The following is a 19,441-nucleotide window of genomic DNA, read 5'->3' on the forward strand; positions in this document are numbered from 1 at the left end:
AGACACTCCTGCACCCGATTACATATTTACCACAGAGTTCCCTATCTAACTGCCGAAACCACACTATTAACTATATAACACCAAATTCCGGTTTTTAGGCCAATTTAACAGCATTTTTTTATTACAAACCAAGTCAGTTATAACCAACAAGGTATTAACAATAACAACCACACGACCAAAATAGTTTTTATAAAGGGTTTTTATCATGCGATAAATGTATAACCAAAAATCAAAAACAGCGTAAATCACCCCAACATCCAGACATATTAAATACTGTTTAACAGTAATTAAACGGTCTCAATTACCCAACAAACAAGCATTAAACCATGATAGATCATTCGTTACATACACCGGAGAAAAGCCGACAAACTGTCATCCCAATGTAATAATTCACTAGAAATAAATATTGGCAGCCTGGTATCCTCACACAAAAGATATGAATACGATGACCTATGGGGCTAATTTAAGTTAAAAGCAAAAAGAAGGATAAGATACCAATGAAGTACGTTCTCGTTATTTTTCTATCACTTTCAGGCACCACTTGGGGAGATAGTCTAAAACTGAGTTTCAATGACTCGTTACCAGATCTCGAAATATCCGACTCTCAACACATGGGTTATTCCGTACCCTTTATATTTTGGTCAGCGCTCTATAGTACCTATTCAGTTACGATTAACGATATTGAGTTTACTGCGTATACTTTTTGTGACCTTAAGAATCAACTATGCGAATCAAATTCGAGACATATCCTTTTTCTGGAAACCACAAGCCCCGACTTTATGACGCCAGAAGGCGTGACCATCGGTTCTGAAGCGAATCAAATTCAAGGAAACAGCACATTGGGAGGAGAGTGTAAAATTCTCCCCTCATATTGGTATGCGTGCATGTCGGTAAAGTATGAAAATGAAACTACACTGTTTGGCAACAATGTAATTCGGCTGATCAAATCAAACCATAGTTTTTAGAACGAAACAAAACACTTCGACATATTCTGTTTAGACCTGATGTGAACACAATTACGTTAAAGATTGAAATGCATAACGTTAGTGTTTTCACTCTCCGGTCATATGTTTACTGTTTTTTTAACTGGCCATAGCCGCGTCCAAATTAAAGCCTTCCTCTCGCATTTTGGCGAGTTTGTAACGCAACGTGCGAGGGCTTATACCTAACTTTTCTGCCGTATTTTTCTTGCTACCATTTTCTTCGCGAAGGGTTTTGACAATAATTTCAAATTCGTGGCGACGCATATCTTTTCCCAACAAAGGGGAAGAAAAATCCGATGCCGCATCAAAAGACGATGCAGTATCATGTTCAACAGTCGATGGAACAACACCAGAAATTGCCGAATGGGTCATGTGCGCAACCGCATCCTGAAAACTCGCCGATGGCGTACTGCTTTGATTACCAGTATCCAATAGCGAAGGTTTGGCACTGAACGTTTGTGCCGCAACCAATCCAAGATCTACAGCGCCAATACTGTTCGCAGGCTGCAAAATTAATGCTCGCTGCATCACGTTATCCAGTTCTCTGACATTACCTGGCCAGGGGTATTGAAACAGTGCTTGCTTGGCATCCTGACTCAGGGAAACACCTGCCCGATGCTGCTTAACAGCGTGACGAGCCAGCAGACTTTCAGCCAAAGGAATAATATCTTCTTTACGATCCCGAAGTGGTGCCCATTGCAATGGCAACACACTTAAACGGAAATATAAATCTTCCCGAAATTTGCCGTCCACCACTTCCTGACGCATGTCGCGGTTGGACGTAGCAATCACCCGCACATCCAACTGAATACTCTTTTTACCACCTAAACGTTCCACTTCCCGCTCTTGCAGTACCCGCAACAATTTGGCTTGCAAGCCCAAATCCATTTCGGAAATTTCGTCCAACAAAATAGTGCCGCCATTGGCTTGCTCAAACTTACCAGGGGAAGAAGCATGGGCTCCGGTGTACGCCCCTTTTTCGTGACCGAACAACATAGCTTCCAGCATATTTTCTGGAATTGCCGCACAGTTAATAGCAATAAAGGGTTTATTGGCTCGAGGAGATTTTTCATGAATATACCGGGCAAGTACTTCTTTGCCCGTTCCCGACTCACCCGCTAACAGCACCGTAGAATCCGATTGTGCAACTCGTGTTGCCAGTTGTAACAACTGACGACTGGATTCGGCAACGGCAATCGGCTCGGATGTTGATACCGAATGCTTACTCACATACTTTTGCACCGTTTCCACCAACGCTTGGGGTTCAAACGGTTTTACTAAATAATCCACCGCACCTTCACGAATAGCCTCAACCGATTCACTGATACTGGCGTACGCCGTAATCAATAATAATTGAATATGAGCGTAATTCTTTTTGACTTCCCGCAGTAAATCGTGGCCACTCATGGCTCCCATATTGACATCGGAAACAATTAAATCGATATCCTGCTGTTTTTCAATAATGGTTAATGCATCTTCAGCACAGGCGGCATCCAGTACCTGGAATTTTTCCAGCTCTAATGTGTCAACCAAGGCTTCTCGCAAATCCAGATCATCTTCAACAACGAGAATTTTGGGTTGCGCTTCGCTTAATTGTTTAGTCATGATAAAACCTTGTCGTGTCTGAATTTACTACTGGTTACGCCGCGATATTCGACTGTGGCAGATGAATACTGGCAACCGTGCCGTCACCCAACTGAGAATTTAATTCGAATCGACCACCGTGTGCTCTTGCTACAGCTTGCACCACAGCCAAGCCAATGCCTGTGCCCTGTTTCTTGGTGGTGACAAACATTTCCTGAACTTCTTGAATCATCTCTTCTGGTATACCAACACCATTATCTTCCACCATGACGGAAATTGAACCGGGAGATAAACTGGTCAGAGCGATACTGATTTCCGGTGTCTGACCGGCGGCTTGCAACGCATTGTCCACCAGGTTAACCAACGCACTGATCAATGCTTCGCGATGGCATTTAATTCGTGCCTCTGGTACAGCATTGATCCAGGCCACTTGCACACCGTGGGTACCCAAACTGGCTTCAATTGCTTCCTTCAAACCTTTCTCAAGCTGTAAGGAAGTAATCACATCGTTAAGCGGCAATTCACTTTTAACAAACAGCATCATATCTCTCACTTGTTTTTCCATATGCTGTAATCGGCTTAATATTTTTTGAGAAAACTGCTGGCGCTTTTGTTCTTCCAGGCTTTCATTACAAATGTGTCCGGCATAGAGCAACGCGGCAGAAAGCGGAGTACGAATTTGATGCGCTAAAGCGGAAACCATTTTTCCCATCGCCGATAATTTTTCATGACGGCTCAATTTATGCTGCAATTCACGGGTTTCGGTTTGATCGGTGAGAAGAATAATTTGGCCGTTGCCATCCAGCGAGCTGGTGGCCACGCTGATACGTTTACCGGACTTGGTCGAGACCTCCAATCCGTCATCATTTCTCGGCGCAAAGCATTCACCGATTATTTTTCGCCAGACACGCCCTTCGAGTTTGGTTTGTAATAGATATTCAGAGGCTGGGTTTGCTTGCGTGACAATGCCGCGCGAATCCAGAACAATCACACCACCGGGTAAGAAATCCAGTAGTGCTTGCATTTGGTATGCAATCTGTCGTTTTTCTCTGGATTCTTCTTCCCGCTCTGCGGAAACCTGATCCAACTCTGCTGTTAGACTGGCCACACGCTTTTCCAGCATTTTGTAGGAGCGCGAAAGCTGTTCCGATGTTTGACTGAACGCTTTAAAGGCCGCAATCAGGCTTTCCTGCCTTTCACTGTCACTTTGCCCTAACTCCTGAAGTAAAGGCAGTTCGCGTTCTAGCGTTTGGTTTTGAGCAGTTTGCAAAGTAAAACTCCTGACGATTCTCTGACACCGATTACTGCTGAGTGGTGTGTTACAGAGAGTATTTGCAAAGCCAGTGCCAAAAATAAAATCTCTTATTTTTCAATACGTTACAACCAAACAAGCCATCAACGCTGGTTAAAAGTCAGCGATTTGACGAATTTCACATCAATGCATACCTGGATTCCGACATCAATTAATACCCCCATCAGATACGCCATAACAAAGTTTGCTAATAACGTACTTTCTTCAAGACTCCAATGTGAACACCATCCGTAACAGCTCATCACAAATACATATAGTTAATTTAATCGTGGGACTCAGCGCCTTAAAAATCCCCAGGTGGGCGTGGCGTTGGAGCATTTCTTTAATCAATGTATAAAGGTGTGACGTGACCAATTTAAACCTGTCTTATCAATCAGTAAGGGGGATTTTTTGGGCGATTTCGTTGCTTGCTATTGCCTCCTGTGGCGGTGGTTCGGGAAGTAGCCCATCCAATACCGATTCAACAAATCAACCAAACTCGACAGGCAATACACCAGGCAATACCACTAGCACTCAATACACCAAGGAAAATCTTCATAAGCACTCATGTATAGATCTACCTTATTCGCATCAAAATGATCTAGGCGAATGTGGAGATATATTTGATTATCAATGCGGGACCAAAACAATTGCAGGCGGACAAATTAACTATGGAAGCTGCCCTACCGGCTATGAATGCAATGCAAACCTCTGTATCGCTTCGAATACACTCACTTGCGAAAACGTCACGTGTGCTACCAATGAAGACTGCGTTCAGGGTATTTGTTTAATAACCCCAGCGGCAGGTGCCAGTCGACGATTTGTTGCAAGCTGGGGTAATGACACCAACTCAGGAACCATTGATCAGCCTTTTCAATCCTGGCAAAAGGCCGTTGAAGAATCCTACCCGGGTGATATTACCTATATCCGTGGAGGAGTCTGGTACAAAACAGAGCATGTACACCCGGGTCATTCCGCATTGGCAATGCTTATCCGGCCCGGAGAGTTTGGACGTAACGGTTTACCTGACGCACCGATTAAGTACCTTAATTTTCCCGGCGAGCGCCCTATTCTGGATGGCTCTCAAGCAGAGCCCAATCAATTTCGTTGGTTGACGGGAATCTCCTTAAGCCTGGCTGAGCACATTCATCTCAAAGGGCTGACGGTACGGCACATTCACCAAGATGAACCCCATCCAGATCATGAGAAACCGAATGCTCAGGTCTCTGGAATCGCCACATCAGGAGCTAACCTGAAATTTGAAAATATGGTTGTGCACAATATTAACGGACGAGGTTTTGAGCATTGGAGTCGCTCATGGAGTCAAGCCGATGCCCAAATTGGCTACGATGTTTGTGTTGATAGAAATTCGGGAGATGCTTCAGCCTGTGACGTGGAAATAGCGGAGTTTGCCAGTGATAACACCAGTTGGATTAATTGTGATGCGTACAATTTATATGACTGGTCTTCAACACAACCAGGCAATCACGCTGATGGCTGGAAAGTGGGCACCTATTCCACTGGTGAATTTTTATGGAAAGGATGCCGCGCCTGGAACTACTCCGATGATGGTTTCGACCCCCACGGTTATGGCAAACGAACATTTATCGATTCCTGGGCTTCATCAGGAACCAAATATCGGGACATGACTGACATTTGGAGCGCGGAAGGCAACGGCTTTAAAACAACCGGAGTGTATATTGCTGCATTTCCCGATTACGTTGAAGGTGGTGAGCCCAATGTTGAATATAAGGGAACCATTGCCGCTCATTGCATAGGCAGAGGCTATTTCAATAACCTGTATGTCGACTACGATAAACAATGGCCGAACAACGCGATTTATTACAACACCCTATCCTACTTAAATGATGTCGGGTATACCGATAAAAGCGGCTCTACTTTTTACAACAATATTGTTTATCGCAGCACCGGTATTGGCGTAAACGATACGCCCACAGAAATCAGCATTCCACAACATGTTTACACAGAAGCCAACAATACTTGGGTCGCACAAGATCCTGCTGCTTCCTGGCCGCATTATTTATACAACCAATTATTTTCTGTTACTGATGATGACTTTGTCAGCCTGGATGTTTCCGAGCTAACAAAACTGAGAAAAGACGACTTTAGTTTGCCCGACATTTCTTTTGGCCTGCATTCCTCTGCCAGCGAATTAATTAACGCAGGGAGAATAATTGAAGGTTTTCATTGCTCAACAGCTGGAGAACATCAAGGCGCAAACTGTGTTGAATGGTTTGGTTCTGCACCGGATTTAGGTCCATTTGAGCAACAAGAATGAAAACCGACTTTTCATATTTACCGAGAACGACGTAATTAGGGTACTATAGCGCCCCAGCCATACTTAACCTTACCAAACAGCCTGTTTATGGGCTGCTGATGGGCTATTTCATCCACTTTTACTATCCAGGCGCTATCACATTGAACCCCGAGTCATTTTCCAACCTGAAATTACACCCTAACCTGCTAAAAAACCTGGACTCGTTAGGCTACAAGACAATGACCCCAATTCAGGCACAAAGCCTGCCATTCATACTGGAAGGAAGGGACGTGATAGCGCAGGGGAAAACCGGGTCAGGTAAAACAGCCGCTTTTGGCCTGGGCGTGTTAAATAAGCTCGATGTTAAAAAGTTTCGCATTCAGACGTTGATACTGTGCCCTACCAGAGAACTCGCCGATCAGGTAGCAACGGAACTGCGTAAACTTGCCCGAGCGATCCACAATATTAAAATTCTTACCCTGTGCGGTGGCATGCCAATTGGCCCCCAAATCGGCTCACTGGAACACGGTGCCCATATTATTGTGGGTACCCCAGGGCGAATAGAAGATCATCTGCGAAAAGGTACACTTAGCCTTGAGCATGTGGATAGCTTTATTCTTGATGAAGCTGATCGAATGCTCGATATGGGTTTTCAGGATTCATTGGAAAACATCCTTCAGCATGTACCCCAAAAACGCCAGACACTGCTATTTAGTGCAACCTTCCCTGCACAAATTAGAGAAATTGCTGATGGCATTATGCATCAGCCGGAAATGATTAAAGTTGAATCCCAGCATCATCACAGCAGTATTCGACAACAGTTTTATAAAGTTGCGGACAACAAACAAAGATTGGTCGCTCTTAAACTTCTTTTATTGAAATACCAACCCGAATCGGCACTGGTATTTTGCAATACAAAAAAAGAAACCCAAGACGTTGCGCACGAACTCCGCCAGGATGGTTTTTTTGCCCTGGCATTGCACGGCGATTTAGAACAGAAAGACCGGGACCGTACGCTGGTGCTTTTCTCCAATAAAAGCACCTCTATTCTGGTGGCGACAGATGTTGCCGCCAGAGGTTTGGATATCGAAGATTTGGATGCGGTGATTAATTACCACGTAACACGAGATTCCGAAGTCCATGTCCATCGAATAGGCCGAACCGGTCGTGCCGGTAAGAAAGGCTTAGCCTGTTCAATTTATACCGAGAATGAAGCCTATAAGTTGGCAAAGATTGATTCGGATGTCGATCCAATTCAAGACACGTCTAACTTGCCGGATTACGATTTATTGCAAACCAAACCAAAAAAATCTGCCATGACCACGATTCAAATTGATGGTGGTAAAAAACAAAAAGTACGGCCGGGTGATATTTTAGGTTGCTTGACCGGCGAGAATGGAATTGCCGGTAAACAGGTTGGGAAAATACATGTTTTTGATAATAGTGCGTTTGTTGCCGTCAGCCGGGATGCAGCAAAGCCTGCATTAAATAAAATAAGCCAAGGTAAACTTAAAGGACGTAATTTTCGGGCAAGGCTTGTGTATAAATAAAATTTGTTATTGGATTAATGTCTGAAAACCTTTTTGCCTTTGCAGACACGCTGTAAATATTTAACTCGAATGCATCCATGCATTCGCCCCTTCGGGCGTAGACACGGTTCAAAATGATCCATTCATTTTGTCTCTATACGCTCATCGTCGGCATCCTGCCTTCTATGGTCTGCCAAGGCCATAAAGGTTTTCTAATTCAGAATTATCAGTACCCCGTCAAACGTAAAGCAGATGTTATGGGCATGACCGTCGACAGCAAGGATGCTGGCGACGAGCCTCCATGGACGGATTCACGGCGAGTCATGCGAATAATATCTGGTTTGCGTTAAGTCAGAACTGTAATCAGTGACTTTGCCTCAAAATTATCAGTAGCCCGTCAAACGTAAAGCAGATGTTATGGGCATGACCGTCGATAGCAAGGATGCTGGCGACGAGCCTCCATGGACGGATTCACGGCGAGTCATGCGAATAATATCTGGTTTGCGTTAAGTCAGATATACAACCAATTGCTATCTCTGCATCCCATACTTACGCATTTTCTCTACCAAGGTGGTTCGACGAATAGTTAATTGCTCCGCTGCACGGGCAACCACACCACCGGTATTATCCAAAGCCTGCTTAATTAAACTCTGCTCCAGATTGGTAATATATTCTTTCAGGTCAATACCATTTTCCGGTAGAAAAACCATATCGCCTTCATTGAGCACCGCGACTTTTTTCTCGTGGGTATCCGGGATTTCCATTTCCTCTTCTTCTTCAATCTCCACATGGCGATATTTCCCCGGCAAATCCTGCACGCCGACAACACCGTAAGGGTGCATAATCGCCATACGTTCAACCAAGTTCGCTAACTCGCGAACATTGCCCGGCCAGGGATGACGACACAGGGACAAAATCGCCGCGGAATTAAAACGAATCGAACCGCGTTTTTCGCTTTCCATACGCGAGACAAGTTCGCTAATAAGTAATGGAATGTCTTCTGAGCGTTCACGGAGTGACGGCATCTCGATAGGAAACACATTCAAGCGGTAATACAAATCTTCTCGAAAGTTTCCATCCTCAATCATCTGCTCCAAGTTGCGGTGTGTTGCAGCAATAATCCTGACATTGGTTTCCATGGTTTTGTTACCACCCACACGCTCGTAGGATTTTTCCTGCAATACACGCAAAATTTTAACTTGCATATGCAGCGGCATATCCCCGATTTCATCCAAAAACAGGGTACCACCTTCAGCCATTTCAAAGCGCCCGGCACGGGCACTGATAGCACCGGTGAACGCTCCTTTCTCGTGACCAAACAATTCACTTTCCAACAATTCAGCGGGTATTGCGCCGCAGTTCACCGGAACAAATGGCCCCTCTCTGCGAGGCGAGTGATAGTGTAAATTTCGGGCAACCACTTCTTTCCCTGTTCCCGATTCGCCTTCAATCAGCACACTAACGTCTTTATCCGAAACCTGACTCATCATTTTTCGTACAGCTTGAATTTCTCGACTGGTGCCAACCAAGCTGCGAAATAAATGAACAGGCCGTTGATTATTGCTTTCTTTGTTGAATTTTTGTGCTTCGTTAAAACGTTGCGCACGATGAATCACATCATTGAGCTCGTTATACACCAGAGGCTCTTTAAGGCAGGCAATAACCATATGCCGTTTGATAGGCTCCCAGTCCGGTTGTACCTCGTCAAAATCACCAACCAATACCACCGGAGTCGGTTCGCATCGATGAATCAACGAATCGAGAAACGCAGATAAATTGATGGGTTGATCGGCTTGATGGATGACCAGCATACCAATGCTGTCCAGTGCCGTTTGATCAAAACTTGCCGCCTCCCAGTCTTTATATGTCATCGCGAGTACGTGCTCACCGATAAAGTCCAGAATGGTGGTTAAATCATGTTGTTGTGATTCGTGGTTGGCAATAACTAAGATTTTTTTATCATGAAGCATGGGATCACAACCCTCTTACATCTGGGGTAACAAGACAGAACACATGTTAGAGAGGAAAACTCCGGCAATAAAACTCATAGAAAACTCTAACGACTGAGAATTGACCATCATTGGAATACAAAAGACTACTTGATAGTAATAGTCAACAAACCGCCATAGGTCAAATAACTGGCATATTTATTTTATCAAAGAAGAAAATACGCTAGAGCGTTGAATTGCAATAACAAAAAAAGAAGAACGATGCCTGGAGAAGATTACTCCAGGCCCATTCCTGCGTGAATGGCTTTTTCGGGCATGGATGACACGATTGTGGCATACAAAGAAAGGACTTTTTCCAGTTCCCCCACGAGAGCCCGGGTGTCCCTATCCTCGTCGTCAAAAGCACGATTAAGCATAACGCCGAGATCTTGATCCCATTGTCGGACGGCCTCCCAATCTTCACAATCGTAGGCTTTTTCCAACTCGCGTCGAGCTCGGACTAATGAAAAGTGAGATGCTGATATCACTGACATTGGTTACTCCAATTTATACCGCCGTTACTTCAAATAACGGCAGATGAATATGGAGCTTTAATAATGAATATTAAAAAATTAACCAAATCAAACAACAAACAGGTTATGCAGCCTGACCACTACAGGGGTCAATGGCATCCCACCCACTTTTCACTCGAGCGATTAAACCAGCCACTTCGGTCAGTGTTGACACTTCTTCTTCAGACTCGCCGAGCTTATTCACCATGTAGTCGTATAAGCAATCCAGATTCAGTGCAATATCGCCGCCATCCTCGAAGTTCAAGCTACTGCGCAAGCCGTTAATAATGGCAACCAGCTTGTCAATAAGCACTTTTTTGTCTTCTTCATTACCGCTGATTGCGCAATTTTTAGCTTGCTGAACACGCTCCAAAGCGCCGTCAAACAGTAGTGAAATCACTTGATGTGCCGTCAATTCGCTAGAACGTTCTTGCATAATTTGCGCGGCTCTTGTTTGTGCAACAGACATATTTATCTCCTCACATGCTGAGTACAAAGCGGCAGCCTTCTGCCGTTGTTACAATACAGTCTGAATACTGCACACACAGTGCCAACTTTAGATTTACGTCGCACATTTGCTCGCAAGGTAAAATATCAGAGGTGCTTTATCTAGCGCTTGTGCAGTCCATATCAAGGGCTTTATGCGACTCGATATACACTTTACCAAAACATGTTTGATTTGCGCCACACAAGGCTTAGAGATAACGTGAGACAGTGAAACGGCTAATCCTTACCACTCAACTCCAAGGCCCGTTCAACAAATTCTTTCTCTGCTAAACATTGCCGCTCAATTGGAGCAATGCGCTCAACATTCAAATGTTCAACATTGCTTTTATACCAATCTCTCTTTTTATAATACTGCGTAATAGTTTTGCGAAAATCCTTCTTTCCAGTTTTATGGCATTGTTGATAAATTGTCGCCAAACTGTCACTCAAGCTCTTCGAATCCTGTTCGTACTGTTCGACTTCAGTACGAAATTGGTCAACATTGTGCTGGCAATCCTGCATCAACATCAGTGTTGACCTTGCACCAATTTCGATAACCACACCATGAACACGCATGGACTTAACCATTCCTTCTGGTGTTTCAAACAGCGCTATAAATGTTTTCCGTTTATAAAAAAGCTCTTCGTCATAGTTTGAAATACGGCTGAGCAAGTCCCGATAGCCTGAGTACATGGCATCATATTCACCTATTGCCAGATCCGCAGAATCCAAATCACACTCTGCATGGCTTTCAAAGCTGAACAACAAAATACCAACTAATAAAAATATTTGTTTCATATTACGCTTCACGATAAAACCTTTGCGCCTTCTGGCTATCAATGGGCAACCAAGTATAAGGGGCTATATAACTGAACCACTATATAGGGAGGAAACCATTGAACGTTGAATACAGATCAACCGATAGTGAATTGTGTTGCCAAAGAAACAAGGTAATACAGGAGGGGACAAAGTCCGATATTTCGCGCTTTACGGTCAAGCATACGTAAAGCGCGCTTTTAAAAAGAGGTCGCGCCCTATTCGCCGATTTGCGCCCAGGCTGAACGTAATTCGTTCAATAAATGTGCAGCTTCATCCAATTTTTCTGGATTATTTTCCAAATGTGCTTTCATTAGGATGTTTTGGATATAGATGTAGAGCGCATCCAGATTTTCTGCAATATCACCACCCTGATCAGGGTCCAGGCTTTCACGTAAACCACCAACGATGGTAATAGCGGAATTTATTTTCCCCCCTTTCATCTCAATGTTGCCGTATTCCATTGCTCCCTTGGCCTGAGCAATGCGCTCCAGGGCACCATCGAACAACATACAAATGAGTTTGTGAGGAGAAGCAGACTCTACCGCAGATGAACGGTGAACTTGAGCATAAGAATCGACAGCGAGTTGAGAATTCACGGTAACCTCGACGTTTATCTGGATGAATTGGCGCTATTTAGGGTATCGGCAGCTTCCACATACACTTTAGTCTATTTTTTCCCTTTAGGTTGGCACAATCGATGCTTTTACCGTGGGATATACCAACGACTTGCCTATACTCATTTCAAGCAACCCCTGGGGGAACAAACAATAATGATCGCCGAGGCAACGGGCAATACCCATCCTGTATTAGTTGAATCCACACGTTTGTTTAATTCTGGCTGCTATGTTGAAGCCCAAAAGAAACTACGTGTTTTTTTACAAAAAAAACCGCAAAATCATCAAGCCAATATATTAATGGCAATGATTAAAGAAGCTGTGGCTGACTACAACTCAGCTTTGGACTATTGTCATCAAGCACAAAAAAATTCGCCCAACAATAGAAATTATCTGTATTTAGAGGGCGTAATTTACGTCAGGCAAAAAAAACTTGATCTCGCATTAGCCCATTACAAAAAGTTTTTCCAACACTACCCCAATGATTTGGATGCACTGAATACGGTGTATGCCATATATAGCTCCCGGGAAAACAAACCGGCACAGCTTAAAACGCTATTGAATATTGCCACCCTGACTCAACTACCCCAGGAAAAACTGCAACAGATTTATGCTTTGCTCGCTGAGACTCAACACCTTATTTTCGACACAATCACCACTAATGGGATCATAGCGTTAATACAAGCGGAGCAAATCAGCGATGGCCTATTAACACGACATTTAACCGCCTATTTAATCGAAAAATACAATTTAAGCAGCCCTCAACCAAAATTAAATTTATATGAAATTTTCCAGAACAATCTCTTTTACCTGGGTATTGGCTGTACGCGTTTTTCCAGCATAGAAGTGGAAAAACTGCTAACCACGTTGCGCGAGGCCATTCTCACAATATGTATTCAACGGCAGCACGTAGAGGCAGTAGCCATGCCTATGATCGAGGGCATTGCCCTGCAAAACTATTTAAATGAATATATTTATCCAATTAAAGATTCCGAACAGAAAATTATTACGGAAACCAAGAAATTACTGGAAATACAAACCAAAAATAAAGACTGGCATGTTCAGCAAAGTGAAGGACTACTGCTGTTAATCAGTATGTTTCAGCCGCTCTATGAACTCCCTATCAGGAAAATATTGCTGAATACCCCCATATCAAAATGGCCAAAGTCATTACACAAAATTGCTCAAAAGACCTTATTCAATATTCATGACGAACTAGCACTAAGCGAACAGATACCGAGCATCACACCGATTCACGATGAAGTATCAATGGATGTACAGCAACACTACGAAGAGCACCCCTACCCCAGATGGAATCAGATTTTTGTTATTCCTTTAGAAAATATTGGCAGCGCCATTTTAAGATATATTCCGGATATTCGCGATCAACTACCTGCCCCGCTTTTTAATGAATCAACACCAATTCTAGTTGCCGGAGCAGGAACGGGGCGACATCCCATTATAGTCTCCAAACGTTTTCCGAAAGCCAAAATTACCGCAATAGATTTGAGCCGAAGAAGCTTGGCTTATGCAACATTAAAAGCCAAACAATTAAATATCAACAATGTGAATTTTTATCATGGCGATATTCTTGAGTTTGATAAGCGGGAACAAAAATACCATTACATCGAATGCAATGGGGTATTACACCACTTGGACAATCCCATGCTCGGTTTGGAACGTTTACTTCAGTGTTTACACCCAGGCGGAGTAATCAAAATAGCCCTGTACAGTGCAACTGCCCGAAAGGCCATTACCAGTGAGCGTGACAAAATTTCAAAACTCAATATTCGGCCCAACTCGGATAGCATTCGCTCCTACCGCCAAGCAATTATCAACGCTCCGGAAAAACATCAGGATCTATTAGTCTTTAGCGATTTTTACAGTTTAAGTGAATGCCGGGATTTGCTCTTCCACCAACACGAAATCTGTTTTACCTGGGAATTAATTCGGGAGTATTGTCACACGCTGGACATTAATTTCTTGGGTTTGGTGGGCAACCAGAAAATAATCGATATTTATAATAAGGAATACCCTAATTCAGCAACCAATGACTTTGGCAAGTTAACTGAGCTGGAACAAAAACACCCATACATGTTTCGAGGCATGTATGAGTTTTTAATACAAAAATAAAATGAAAAAAGTCACGTAGAAAAGCTGACATCCTTGTCTGAGAGAATGAATTAATCCCGCTTGGCAGTAAACGGTAGCGTATCGAGCAAGTTTTCCAGGAAGGAACCAGAACTGCTTAACCCGCTTAATATACGCTCCATGGCAATATATTGTTGGCGCAAACGTTCTTCAAAGGCTTCCATTTTACGATCCAGGCTATCCTGATCGTCATCTAACGTTTCGAGTTTCTTATCCAGCACTTCTTCACGTTTAGCAATCAGACCATCAGAAGAGAGAAACTCTTCGATCAAGTCACTTAATTCGCCGGCAAAACCACGGGAGAAGTTGATCGTCGCCGAGGTGGAGTTTTCACCGATGATCATCGCCAACCCTTCACCTGGTTCCCCCAACTTAGGCAACAACACATTACTGGTACCAAAACCGGCTACGCCATTGATAGTACCCGAAACTTTATTCCCGCTGGTGCCATTGGCGATGACCAGACCTAAATCCGCCAGAGTGTCGGCACTGGCAGCGGTAATATTTACCTGCGAAGAGGTGTCATATTTGGTTGATGTAATTAAAAAGCGGTCATTATCCGAATCATAAGAAACCAGTACAGAGTGACCTTCCTCAGATAGGTTGGTATCCGCATTAATGGCCGTTTGCATAGCGGAAGCTAAATCGGCTTGACTGGCATAGGTACCTTCGGGAATGGTAATGGTATTGGTCGTCACACCATTTACCTGAGCGGTAAAACTGTAATCTTTGCCCGTGCTGTCAAAATTCGGGAAAGTCATATTCGCTAATGTTCCACCGGTATACACGCCACGGGAAGGTGGTGTGGTAATCACAATATCGTATTGCCCCGGTGAAGTGGCATCATTGGTGGAATTTACATATATATTTGGATCAGAAGACGTATTACGCGGAGCAAATAATTTTTGAATATCTTCAAAGCGTTCATCGAAGGCTTTGGTAAATTCTTTCTCATTAATACTGAGCGTACCATCTAATTCTGTACGAATTCCCAGATTGGTAAGAGAGGTGAAATTGGAATCGGCCAAACCGGTTACCGTACTGGAAATCAAATTACGGATACTGGACAGTGTCGATTTAGCCAGGGAATCCCGAGCCAATGAGCCGACCACGGTGGAGGTTGAGCCATCATCGTTTTCGACTTCCGACGTGCCCATAATCGGTTCAAGCGCTTCCAGAAAAAGATTATATGCTTCAACAAAATCCCGTACTGTTTGCTCAGCAAAGGCTTTATCTTCTGTGACGGTGATCGTGACTTTTTCACCTGGTGCGGCTTTTAAAACATCGAGTGATAAGCCTTCCACAATGTCATCAATGGTGTTCGAAGAACGATTAATAGTTAAACCATTCAACGTTAATACCGCGTCTTTCCCAATTTGAGTTTCAACATTTTCAAAACTGGTTACACCAGTATTAAACGCAAAACGGGATAAATCATTGCCGTCTGTATTACTGGGCGCACCACCGGCTTCTTCAACGGTGATTTCCAGTTCATTACCTACACCGGATGCCGCAACAATCGACAAACGATAGCCTGAACCATCATTAATAATAGAGGCCTGAACACCAAAATCCGCATCGTTAATGGCATCACGTAAGCCTTCAAGCGTGTTGTTGGTGCTGTCAATCGTAATGGTGACTGGCTCTTGTGCATTATCCACGGTGAACGCAGTTGGGTTGTCGCTGCCGTCCCGTGTCCAGGTGCCAAAATTAAAAGTTAAGGTGCCTTCTCCAACCGCATCGTCTACGGAAGAAAATGCTTCAAAGGCAAGGTTTTGAGACTGTGCAACGTCTTCAACCGTAAAGGAATACACCCCTGGCTGGACGTCGGTGGATAATTCGGTAGGAACCAGTGCGTTGCTTTCGGTAAAGGCCGCACTTTTACTGAATAAACCTTCTGGATCGGTTAAGGTTTTCGCCGCATCTTGCAAGGTTGCCAGTGCGCTGCTGAGAATACCGTAGTCCGATATTTGTGTTTCCGTTTTTTCCCGCGTGCTGGTAATACGCTCTTGCGGCGCCGATCGTTCAATCGCCGTCAACTGCTTAACCAGGCTGTTGGTATCAATACCTGAGCCCGCACCCAGAGTTTTGATAATGTCATTTTCAATCATAAGGCTCTACCTCGATAGGAACCGCATGTCCTATCCAAATCACTCCTTTGAACGACGTCACCTCGCATTATGCAAAGGGAGTTGAACTCATACTATGTATCGGCAGCACAGAAAAAACATTGAGCATTAAATGTACTAAAACGCAAAAAGACGCCCAGTAGCCTGAACGCCATTTTTGCGATATCTAAGCCCAGTGTAGAACACCGGATGTTTTGTCTAGCTATCCAAGCGCGTTCAGCAATCGAAACTCCCCATCATCCTTCAATTTTCGCGCCAACTCTAAGAAAATGTCCTCAGGAATTTGCCGGATAAGCTCTCCTGAATCACTATCGACTACCTTAACAACCGTCTGGTTCAGCTCCTCATCCACCGAAAACTCTAGGTCTCGCTGAACGGATTGCACATAGCTGTTAATCGATTCCACCGCCGATTGCAGTTTTTGCTGCGTCTCGTGTACAGCTTGTGGCTGTTCTGAGTCTGCGGGTTTTTCTATAGATTTGGGCAAATCTTTGCCGCTGGTACGCGGCTGAGCTTCGACAGCCCCCTTAGATGAAGCAGAACTGGCCACCAACCGGTTAGCCGTCTGAATATTTCTAACTTCATTCATGGGTTTACCCTCTTTCTACGGCCAAAGCCGGCGGGTTTTACCCCGCCAGCCTGAACCACTTTACATGTCGGTTAACTCGACTTTAACCTCCGGCTTACTGTAGGAGTGAAAGAACTTGTTGAGGTCGTGCGTTTGCTTGAGCCAACATTGCTTGAGAGGCTTGTTGCAACACTTGAGCTCGACTCAACTCAGCAGTTTCTGAGGCGAAGTCCGCATCCACAACTCGAGATCTTGCCGCTGCAGTATTCTCAGAAACGTTACTCAAGTTAGACACTGTAAAGTCAAGACGGTTACTGATCGCACCCAACTGAGACCGAGTGTCGTTGATGGTTTCAAGTGCCTGGTCGATCGAAGCAATCGCATTCTGAGCACCGGAGACTGTCGCAACACTGATGTTGGAGATTGCAGAGCCAGTGACTGTTGCACTAAGGTCTGTATTCAAGCTACGTAGGCCTGTAGAAGCCGCACCATTAGCGGTTGTTTCCACGGAAAGTGATTGTCCACCGATGGTATCCAGCTTGAGCGTTGCACCAATGGTGATTGGGTCAACCAAGTTGTCACCAGCGCTCGCACCAGGGAAGGAAATACCCAATGCTGTTGCGGTTGCTCCACCGAGGGTATTACCTAGCTCAAGTGTGATCGAAGATGTACCGGAGAATTCAAGCTCACCGTTTTCATCAATCGCCGCAGTTACACCAGTAGTCACTGTTTGAGCATTGATGTCGGTTAACATCGCGTCCACACTGCTCAAGTCGATACCAGTAATTTCAGTACCGTTGATTTTGATCGAACCAGTAGTCACTGTGGTTGCAGCAACAGAAGCTTCTGCAGTGTCATCCGCTACCGCGTTACCGCCGATATCAATGAACTGAGTGGAAAGCGCACCGGCTACAGTACCGTCAGTGACTTCGATTGGGCCAGTACCGTATAGGTGTAGCTGATCGTCGTCATCTACGTAGGCGGTCACACCAATATTCGCAGTACCGTTAATGTCGGCTGCCAATTCTGATGCTGTCGCGGTTGCACCTGCGGTTGCGCCTACAGTTACCGTAATACCGTTGATATCAAAGGTATTGGTAGCGACTACGTTCAAGGTACCAGTTAAGGTAAGCTCGTTAACTTGCTGGGTAAGGTCTGCACCGTAGGACTCAGAAGCATCGATGGAAGCCACTACATTGGTTTCATCAGTTACCGCATTGATGTTGGCCACTTTACCTTGCAAGGTGTCAGTGTTGCTTGCATCAATGGCGACACCGTTGATCACCAAGTCATTTGCAGTAAGCGCAGTAGTGAAATCAACAGTTTGTCCGTCGACAGTTGTGCCGTTAGCACCACCTTTTACTTCACCCGCCGCTGCGATTTCCTGGAAGCCAAAGCCTTCAAGGTCGGTATCAGTACCATTCGCACCTTTAGTCACGGTAATTGCACTACCGTCGTCTGAAGTTAACGCCAGGCTACCGGTTTGAGAATCACCAGAGGTGAAGCCAACATTCGCTGCTGTGGCACCGTTTTGGAAGTTGTTAACGGTGATGGTTCCGCCAGTATCATTACTGAGTACTAAACGACCTGAGTCTTCAGCAATGCTTGCTGTAACCGCGCCGCCAGTTTTTTCATTGATAAGGGCAACCATTTCATCCAGGCTGGATGTGGTAACACCTGTACCGCCAATGGTGAAGGTAGTTGCAGCAGAGCCGTCGATGGAGCCAACCACGATGTCGAAACTATCAGTGCTTGCTAGTACACCATCCGCAGCGCCAGTACCTTCAAAGACGTTGTAGGCAGATGCGCTAACGCCATCAACATTGTTGTTAATGTCAGCGATAAGGTCATCCAGATTTTCGTCAGCTTGTGACAAATCGATTGCACTTAAACCTTGGCCATTAATTTCAATGTCGCCATCATCGATGCTGAACGTTGCACTGATGTTGTCGCCACTTAAATCGCTGGTGGTTGAACCAAGACCTAGAGTTTTGGTACTGGTTTCTGCAATGGAGAAAGAAATGATTTGATTCGCTTCTGAACCCACTTGTAGGTCAACACTGCCTAGACTTCCGTCCAATACTTTTTGACCGTTAAAGCTGGTGGTTTCAGAAATACGATCCAATTCTGCAACAAGTTGCTGAACCTCTGCATCCAGAGTTGCCCGGTCAGCATCAGAGTAGATGCCGTTAGCAGACTGGATAGATAGCTCACGCATACGTTGCAAAATGTTGGTGGACTCTTCCAACGCACCTTCGGCGGTTTGAATAAGAGAAGCACCATCGTTTGCATTACGAATTGCTTGGTTCAAACCTCTGATCTGAGAAGTTTGACGGTTAGAAATTGCGAGACCCGCTGCGTCATCCGCGGCGGAGTTGATTCTTTTACCTGAAGCCAAACGTTCGCTTGCTCTCTCCAAGTCCATACTTGAAGAGTTCAACTGACGCTGAGCATTCAGTGAAGAAATATTACTATTTACAACTAGTGCCATGGTAAGACTCCCACGTTT

The 19,441-nt window shown here is 44.6% G+C and carries 14 protein-coding genes; 4 read left to right on the plus strand and 10 right to left on the minus strand.

All coding sequences use genetic code 11. The features are described from left to right. Positions 1 to 497: 497 nt before the first annotated feature. A complete protein-coding gene (locus P5V12_RS13200) occupies positions 498 to 965 on the plus strand; it encodes a hypothetical protein (RefSeq protein WP_316953551.1) in 468 nt (155 codons plus the stop codon). Between the two features lie 117 nt (positions 966 to 1,082). Here the strand turns inward: P5V12_RS13200 and P5V12_RS13205 are convergent, their stop codons facing one another. Then, positions 1,083 to 2,588 (minus strand): sigma-54 dependent transcriptional regulator, encoded by a 1,506-nt coding sequence (locus P5V12_RS13205; protein WP_316953552.1) that lies wholly within the window; start codon positions 2,586 to 2,588, stop codon positions 1,083 to 1,085. A 34-nt stretch (positions 2,589 to 2,622) separates the two neighbouring features. Continuing rightward, the gene (locus tag P5V12_RS13210) at positions 2,623 to 3,837 is read right to left on the minus strand and encodes a sensor histidine kinase (RefSeq protein ID WP_316953553.1); all 1,215 of its coding nucleotides are present in this window, start codon (positions 3,835 to 3,837) and stop codon (positions 2,623 to 2,625) included. A 388-nt stretch (positions 3,838 to 4,225) separates the two neighbouring features. On the opposite strand from P5V12_RS13210, the gene P5V12_RS13215 reads away from it, so the two are divergent. After that, positions 4,226 to 6,157: a right-handed parallel beta-helix repeat-containing protein gene (locus tag P5V12_RS13215; RefSeq protein WP_316953554.1), complete on the plus strand. Its 1,932-nt coding sequence runs from the start codon at positions 4,226 to 4,228 to the stop codon at positions 6,155 to 6,157. A gap of 98 nt (positions 6,158 to 6,255) precedes the next feature. Further along, positions 6,256 to 7,686, plus strand: coding sequence for an ATP-dependent RNA helicase DbpA (gene dbpA, locus P5V12_RS13220; protein ID WP_316953555.1), 1,431 nt, complete (start codon positions 6,256 to 6,258; stop codon positions 7,684 to 7,686). A gap of 509 nt (positions 7,687 to 8,195) precedes the next feature. On the opposite strand, the gene P5V12_RS13225 is transcribed toward dbpA, so the two are convergent. From P5V12_RS13225 to fliS (P5V12_RS13245), 5 genes are all read right to left on the minus strand, one after another. After that, positions 8,196 to 9,635 carry a sigma-54 dependent transcriptional regulator gene (locus tag P5V12_RS13225; RefSeq protein ID WP_316953556.1) on the minus strand — a complete coding sequence of 480 codons (1,440 nt, stop codon included), beginning with the start codon at positions 9,633 to 9,635 and terminating at the stop codon, positions 8,196 to 8,198. Positions 9,636 to 9,889: 254 nt separating this feature from the next. Next, the gene (locus P5V12_RS13230; RefSeq protein WP_316953557.1) at positions 9,890 to 10,147 is read right to left on the minus strand and encodes a hypothetical protein; all 258 of its coding nucleotides are present in this window, start codon (positions 10,145 to 10,147) and stop codon (positions 9,890 to 9,892) included. Positions 10,148 to 10,250: 103 nt separating this feature from the next. Further along, a complete protein-coding gene (fliS, locus tag P5V12_RS13235) occupies positions 10,251 to 10,634 on the minus strand; it encodes a flagellar export chaperone FliS (RefSeq protein ID WP_316953558.1) in 384 nt (127 codons plus the stop codon). A 254-nt stretch (positions 10,635 to 10,888) separates the two neighbouring features. After that, positions 10,889 to 11,449, minus strand: a complete 561-nt coding sequence (locus P5V12_RS13240) for a hypothetical protein (RefSeq protein WP_316953559.1) — start codon at positions 11,447 to 11,449, stop codon at positions 10,889 to 10,891. A gap of 236 nt (positions 11,450 to 11,685) precedes the next feature. Further along, positions 11,686 to 12,066: a flagellar export chaperone FliS gene (gene fliS / locus P5V12_RS13245; RefSeq protein ID WP_316953560.1), complete on the minus strand. Its 381-nt coding sequence runs from the start codon at positions 12,064 to 12,066 to the stop codon at positions 11,686 to 11,688. Between the two features lie 174 nt (positions 12,067 to 12,240). Here fliS (P5V12_RS13245) and P5V12_RS13250 point away from each other — a divergent pair, with 174 nt between their 5' ends. Then, positions 12,241 to 14,217, plus strand: coding sequence for a methyltransferase domain-containing protein (locus P5V12_RS13250; protein WP_316953561.1), 1,977 nt, complete (start codon positions 12,241 to 12,243; stop codon positions 14,215 to 14,217). A 50-nt stretch (positions 14,218 to 14,267) separates the two neighbouring features. Here the strand turns inward: P5V12_RS13250 and fliD are convergent, their stop codons facing one another. The 3 genes from fliD to P5V12_RS13265 form a co-directional block, all read right to left on the minus strand. Further along, positions 14,268 to 16,346 carry a flagellar filament capping protein FliD gene (fliD, locus tag P5V12_RS13255; RefSeq protein WP_316953562.1) on the minus strand — a complete coding sequence of 693 codons (2,079 nt, stop codon included), beginning with the start codon at positions 16,344 to 16,346 and terminating at the stop codon, positions 14,268 to 14,270. A gap of 220 nt (positions 16,347 to 16,566) precedes the next feature. Then, positions 16,567 to 16,953: a flagellar protein FlaG gene (locus P5V12_RS13260; RefSeq protein ID WP_316953563.1), complete on the minus strand. Its 387-nt coding sequence runs from the start codon at positions 16,951 to 16,953 to the stop codon at positions 16,567 to 16,569. 94 nt (positions 16,954 to 17,047) lie between these two features. Beyond that, a complete protein-coding gene (locus P5V12_RS13265; protein ID WP_316953564.1) occupies positions 17,048 to 19,423 on the minus strand; it encodes a flagellin in 2,376 nt (791 codons plus the stop codon). Positions 19,424 to 19,441 lie beyond the last annotated feature (18 nt).

Origin of the sequence: Teredinibacter sp. KSP-S5-2 (assembly GCF_032773895.1) — a bacterium.
Taxonomy (GTDB): Bacteria; Pseudomonadota; Gammaproteobacteria; order Pseudomonadales; family Cellvibrionaceae.